General features: G+C 72.9%; 4 protein-coding genes. 3 read left to right on the top strand and 1 reads right to left on the bottom strand.

Annotated elements, in window-relative coordinates; genetic code table 11:
* Positions 1 to 194: hypothetical protein (locus tag IE330_RS39535; RefSeq protein ID WP_229926219.1), on the bottom strand; the 194-nt coding region annotated here is incomplete at its 3' end.
* Between the two features lie 208 nt (positions 195 to 402).
* On the opposite strand from IE330_RS39535, the gene IE330_RS37635 reads away from it, so the two are divergent.
* From IE330_RS37635 to IE330_RS37625, 3 genes are all read left to right on the top strand, one after another.
* Entirely contained in the window at positions 403 to 1,062 is a 660-nt protein-coding gene (locus IE330_RS37635; RefSeq protein ID WP_229926218.1) for a PH domain-containing protein, read from the top strand.
* Positions 1,059 to 2,621: a PH domain-containing protein gene (locus IE330_RS37630; protein WP_190140682.1), complete on the top strand. Its 1,563-nt coding sequence runs from the start codon at positions 1,059 to 1,061 to the stop codon at positions 2,619 to 2,621. The genes IE330_RS37635 and IE330_RS37630 overlap by 4 nt, the downstream gene beginning before the upstream one ends.
* A gap of 154 nt (positions 2,622 to 2,775) precedes the next feature.
* Positions 2,776 to 4,968: an MMPL family transporter gene (locus IE330_RS37625; protein WP_229926217.1), complete on the top strand. Its 2,193-nt coding sequence runs from the start codon at positions 2,776 to 2,778 to the stop codon at positions 4,966 to 4,968.
* Positions 4,969 to 5,058: the final 90 nt, after the last annotated feature.

Genomic DNA, 5,058 nt, shown 5'->3' with positions numbered 1-5,058 from the left:
CACACCCGCCGCACCACCAACACCACCACCACAACCACCTGCAACCCCAACCCCGCCCACGGACCAAACCGCGGGTGATCCTCACGGGGAAAGCCGCTCCAGAAGGCGACAAAGACGTTGAGTGCGATCAGTGCGGCGACGAGGATGGTGTCCTGAACGGCGCTGCGGCCCAACCATCGAATCGGCCCTATCACGCGGTCACCCTAACGGCGCCCGCGCAGACCCGACCCGGAAGTGGTCCATAGGGCACAGGGGTTGCGTACGAAAGTGGGTAGCGCACCCGCGAAGTCGCAACCTTGGTCGCTTCCACTCCACACGAACCGCTCTGCCTCGCCCCCCGCCCCGCTTGTTTGGCTGGTAAGGCCAGACCAGCCCCAGACCAGCCACGGAGGCGGAGGAGCAGTGCCCCACGAGACGCGGCAGTCGGCGCGCGCGGGGTCGGACACGACCGACCGTGACGCCGCCACGCGGTACCGCCCCGGCGCGCCCCACGCCGTCGGCGAGCCCCACGCCGCGGGTGCCGCACCCACCGACACCCCCGCCGACCGCCACGCCGCCGAGGCCCCCGACGCCCCCGATGCGCTCGGCGAGCTGCGGCCGGGCCGCCGTCTCGACCGCCGTGCCGTCTACTGGTGGACGACGCAGAACGCGCTGGTCGTCGTGCCGGTGCTCGCCGCGCTCGGCGTCGCGGCCTTCGTGCCCGGCGCCCCGTCCTGGCTGCGGATCGTCTTCGCGGTCCTGTGCCCCCTCGGCCTCGGCCACACCCTGCTGACGCCCTGGTACCGCTACCGCGTGCACCGCTGGGAGGCCGGCGACGAGGCGGTGTGCTCCCTGTCGGGCTGGCTGGTGCGGGAGTGGCGCGTCGTGCCGTTCACCCGCATCCAGACCCTGGACACCAAGCGCGGCCCGCTGATGCAGCTCTTCGGCCTGGCCGCGCTGACCGTGACGACCGCGTCGGCGGCGGGCCCCGTCACCATCACCGGCCTGGACCGGGACCTGGCCGTGGAGACGGTGCGGCGCCTGACCGAGCGCGTCCGCGCCCTGCACGAGGACGGCACATGACGACGCGGACGAAGGCGCCCGAGGCGCCGGGCCGGGCCCCGGCGCCGCCCGCCGCGCAGCCCTGGCAGCGGCTCCACCCGCGCATGATCGTGGTGAGCGTGAGCTGGCTCGTGGGCCCGGCGCTGCCGCTGCTCGGCGCCATGTTCCTCGCCCGCGACCTGCTCAACGCGCACGGCTGGATCGTCCTCGGCTCGTACATCGTGGTCGCCGGGGTGCAGGCGGCGCACGAGTGGGTCCGCTACCGCACCACCCGCTTCCGGATCACCGACGGCGAGGTCGAGCTGCGCTCCGGGCTGCTGTTCCGGACCGACAAGTCGATCCCGCGCGACCGGGTGCGCAGCGCGGACCTGACCGCCAACCCGGTGCACCGCCTCTTCGGCCTCGCCGCCGTCAAGGTCGGCACGGGCGAGCACACCGCCCGCGGCGAGGACGACGAGCTGGTCCTCGACGGGATCTCGCGCGAGCAGGCGCTCCAGTTCCGGGCGCTGCTCCTGAACCGCGGCACCCCGGGCACCACCCCCGCCCTGCCGGTCCCGCTCGCGCGACTGCGCTGGTCCTGGGCCCGGTACGCGCCGCTGACCGTCACCAGCCTGGCCGGGGTCGTGGCCGTGGTCACCGGCGGCTCCAAGCTCCTGGACACCCTGGGGCTCGACCTCGGCGGCAACCGCACCGCGCGTGACGTCTGGAGCTGGCTGTGCGCGCTGCCGCTGCCCGCGGCCGTGGCCGTCGTGGCGGCCGTGCTCCTGTCCCTCGGCGTCGCGGGCTCCCTCGTGACGTTCGCCGAGGCGTGGTACGGCTACCGCCTGGAGCGCGAGCCGGAGGGCTCCCTGCACCTGACCCGCGGGCTGCTCACCTCCCGCTCGGTGTCCGTGGCCGAACGGCGGGTCTGCGGCGTGGAGTTCAGCCGGCCGCTGCCGCTGCGCGCGGTCGCCGCCGGCCGGCTGACGCTCCTCGCCACGGGCCTCGGCGGCACGGGCACCCGCCTCACCAACCCGGCGCAGCTCCTGCCGCCCGCCCCCCTCGACTCCGCGCACCAGGTGACGGCCGACGTCCTCGACGAGGCGTCGTCGCCGATCGCACACGCGGCCCTGCGCGGTCACCCCCGGCCCGCGCTGCGCCGCCGCCTGGTGCGCGGCTGCCTGCTGGCCCCGGCCGGAGCGGCCGCTCCGGCCGGGGCGGGCGTGGCCCTCGGGCCGCTGCCCTGGTGGACCGTCCCCCTGGCCGCGGCCGTCACCGCAGCCCTCGGGTACCCGCTCGCGCGCGACGCCTACCGCGGCCTCGGCCACGCGCTCGTCGGCGACTACCTCGTCGTACGGCACGGCACGTTCGTGCGCCGCACGGTGGCGCTGCGCCGCGACCGGATCGTCGGCTGGACCGGACGGCAGTCGTACGCCCAGCGCAGAGCGGGCCTGTGCACGCTGACCGCCACGACCGCCGCGGGCAGAGGCGCCGTGCGCATCCCCGACGTGGACGTCGCGGACGGGCTGCGCTTCGCGGAGGAGGCGCTGCCCGGCCTGATCGGCCCGTTCCGCGTACGGGAACCCGCGCCCTCCCGGTGACCGGCCGCCCGCCGCCCACGCCACCGCCGCCCATGCCATCGCCGACCCGCCGAGCGCCGACCGGCCGACGGCCCCGGTGCCGGCCACGCCACAAGCCCCTGGAAAAGCAGAAGACCGAGTACTCCGGCCCCGATCCGGAGTGGAGGAAGGAACCGTGTTCAAAGCCCTAGGACGTTTCGTCGTCGGCCACCGGTGGCTGGTGATCATCAGTTGGCTCATCGCCGGAGCGGCGGTGATCGGCTTCGCGCCGTCGCTGACCACCACATCCGACCAAGCAGAGTTCCTTCCCGACCACTACGAGTCGATCCAGGCGCAGAAGATCCAGGAGAAGGCGTTCCCCAAGGGCTTCAGCCCCTCGGCGATCGTGGTGTTCTCGCGCGAGGACGGCAAGGCCCTCACCGCGGCCGACTCGGCGAAGGTCGACAAGGTCGGCAAGGCGCTGAAGGCCAAGAAGTACGAGAAGGTCGAGCAGGTCGTCACCGCGCCGCCGTCGCCGCACAAGAAGGTGCAGACGGTGATGGTGTCGATGACCGACGTGAAGGCGGGCGACAAGGGCCAGCAGCACGCCGTCGAGGACATGCGCGACGACCTGAAGTCCCTGGTCGCGAAGAGCGGACTCAAGGCGGGCGTCACCGGTGACGCGGCCACGCAGCTCGACAACGAGGAGGCGTCGAAGAAGGCCGACTCGCTCATCTTCCTCGGCACCATCATCCTGATCGTCGTCCTGATGACGATCATCTTCCGCAGCCCGACGATCACCGTCCTCACCATCGTCGGCATCACCCTGGTCGCCCAGGTCGCCAACGGCCTCATCGCCACCTGCGCCAAGGTGTTCCACCTCAAGGCCGACAGCTCGGTGTCGTCGCTGCTCATCGTGGTGCTCTTCGGCGTCGGCACGGACTACATCCTGTTCCTGATGTTCCGCTACCGGGAGCGGCTGCGGCTCGGCGAGGACCCGAAGACCGCCATGGTCTCGGCCGTCGGCCGCGTCGGCGAGGCCATCGCCTCGGCCGCGGGCGCCGTCGTCGTGTGCTTCCTCGCGCTGCTGCTCTCCTCGCTGAGCTTCCTGGTCTCCATGGGCCCGGCCCTCGCCATCGCCATCGGCGTGACCCTGCTCGCCTGCCTCACCCTGATCCCGGCCGTCATCTCGCTCATGGGCACCAAGGTGTTCTGGCCGTCCAAGTCGTGGCAGCGCGAGCCGCGCGCGGCCCGCTTCGGCGCCCTCGGCCGCTCGGTGGCCCGCCACCCCGGCCGGTACGTGGTGGCCTCCGGGCTCCTCATGATCGTGTGTGCCGTCGGCGCCCTCGGCTACAAGCCGACGTTCGCCAGCCAGGAGGACGACAAGTCCACCAAGGAGTCGCAGGTCGCGCTGCACACCATGAGCAAGGACCTGCCCGCGGGCAGCACCAACCCCAGCAGCGTCCTGATGCGTTCCACCAGCGGCGAGAAGCTCGACGAGGGCGACATGAAGGCCTTCGTCGCCAGGCTCAAGCAGGTCAAGGGCGTCGGCGACGCCTCGCGCGCCCAGGTCAGCAAGGACGGTACGACGGCCGAGTTCAACGCCGTGCTCACCATGGACCCCAACGGCCGTGAGGCGATGGACGTCGTCCGCGGCCCGCTGCGCACCGCGGCCCACGAGGCGGCCCCGCCGGGCACCGAGACCAAGGTGGGCGGCATCACCTCGGTGTTCGTCGACATCAACAAGGCCGTCAACCGCGACTTCTCCGTGGTCTTCCCGACCGCGGCCGCCCTCATCATGCTCATCCTCGGGCTGCTGCTGCGCAGCGCCGTCGCGCCGGTCTACCTGATGGTCTCCGTCGCGCTCGGCTTCGGCGCCACCCTCGGCGCGAGCGTGCTGCTCTTCCAGGAGATCCAGGGCCAGGCCGGGCTGACGTTCTTCCTGCCGGTCATCATGTACTTGTTCGTCGTCGCCATCGGCACCGACTACAACATCCTGATGGTCGCGCGCCTCAGGGAGGAGGCGAAGGAGGGCCTCGGCCCCCGGGAGGCGACCGCCAAGAGCATCCAGCACGCGGGCCCGACCGTCGCCGCGGCCGGGGTGATCCTCGCGGGCACCTTCGCCTCGATGCTCCTGGCCAGCGACGCCTCGCTCGCCCAGATCGGGTTCGCGGTCGCCTTCGGCATCATGATCTCGGCCTTCGTGATGGCGATGTTCTTCACGCCCGCCCTCACCGCGCTGTTCGGCCGGGCCGCCTGGTGGCCGCGCCGCATCCGGCCCAACGCCCCGTCCCAGGGCGGAGCCCCGTACGACGGCTACCAGCACCCGGTGCCCTCCCAGGGCGGCTCCCCTTACGCGCACTACCCGCCGCAGGGCCGGCACGACTGACCGGTACCGCCCGGGCCCGTACCCCCGGGCCCGGGCCGCGCGGGCCCGGGCCCCACGGCCGGCACCCATGGGAAGGGCGCCCCACCGCAG

Source organism: Streptomyces longispororuber (assembly GCF_014656095.1).
GTDB classification, from domain to species: Bacteria; Actinomycetota; Actinomycetes; order Streptomycetales; family Streptomycetaceae; genus Streptomyces; species Streptomyces longispororuber.
The sequence above is the reverse complement of the archived record's forward strand: the minus strand, read 5'-3'. Positions and strand labels throughout refer to the sequence as shown.

Bases quoted from the DNA above. Each gene is read 5' to 3' on its own strand.
- IE330_RS37630 (WP_190140682.1), top strand. From the start codon at position 1,059: ATGACGACGCGGACGAAGGCGCCCGAGGCGCCGGGCCGGGCCCCGGCG.